This window comes from Methylobacterium crusticola (assembly GCF_003574465.1).
GTDB lineage: Bacteria > Pseudomonadota > Alphaproteobacteria > Rhizobiales > Beijerinckiaceae > Methylobacterium > Methylobacterium crusticola.
Genome location: NZ_QOWC01000494.1, coordinates 1 through 838, shown reverse-complemented (window position 1 = coordinate 838; position 838 = coordinate 1). Strand labels below are relative to the sequence as shown.

1 protein-coding gene is annotated in these 838 nt (G+C 67.8%); it reads left to right on the top strand.

Going from position 1 to position 838, the window contains the following annotated elements; genetic code table 11:
* Positions 1-22: 22 nt before the first annotated feature.
* Positions 23-828 (top strand): IS5 family transposase gene (locus DT057_RS35085; RefSeq protein WP_128566579.1). Its coding sequence is split into 2 segments (ribosomal slippage): positions 23-353 and positions 353-828, totalling 807 coding nucleotides; the frame shifts between segments, so codons are not numbered across the junction.
* Positions 829-838 lie beyond the last annotated feature (10 nt).

Here is an 838-nt window from a genome sequence, read left to right as displayed (position 1 = left end):
GGTTGTGGCGCGTTAGAACGGGATGGCGAGAGAGCTTCTACCCAATGGCCTGTGGGCCGTGATTGCACCGTTGCTGCCGCCCGAGCCGGCCAAGCCGAAGGGCGGTCGCCCGCGAACATCTGACCGCGCGGCGCTGACGGGCATCCTGTTCGTGCTGCGGTCGGGCACGCCCTGGGAGTTGCTGCCTCAAGAGATGGGCTGCGGTTCGGGTATGACTTGCTGGCGGCGCTTGCGCGACTGGCAGAAGGTCGGGGTATGGGACCGCCTGCAGCAGGTATTGCTCGATCGGCTCGGCCGCCGGAACGGCATTGACTTCAGCCGTGCCTCGCTCGACAGCGCCTCGATTGCGGCCGAAAGGGGGGCCCGGCGACGGGCCCGAACCCGACCGATCGCGGCAAACCGGGCACGAAGCGCCACGTCCTCACCGATGCGCAGGGCATCCCTCTCGCGCTGAAGCTGACGGGCGCCAACGTGCATGATAGCCGGATGCTGGAGGCAGTCGTGGATGCCGTCCCGCCGATCCGCCCGTGCTGGGGGCGGCCGCGCAAACGGCCGTCCCGGCTGCATGCCGACAAAGCCTACGATCACCGCCGCTGTCGTCAGGCGCTCACCCGCCGTCGCATCCAGCACCGCATCGCGCGGCGCGGGATCGAGAGCAGCCAGCGATTGGGACGGCACAGGTGGGTCGTCGAACGGACGCTGGCTTGGTTTGCCCAGTTCCGCCGCCTCGCCATCCGTTACGAGCGACGGGCCGACATCCATCTCGCCTTCTCGACCCTGGCCGCAGCACTCATCGTCTGGCGCTTCATCGAACGATGGTTTTGTTAGACGCTCTTAG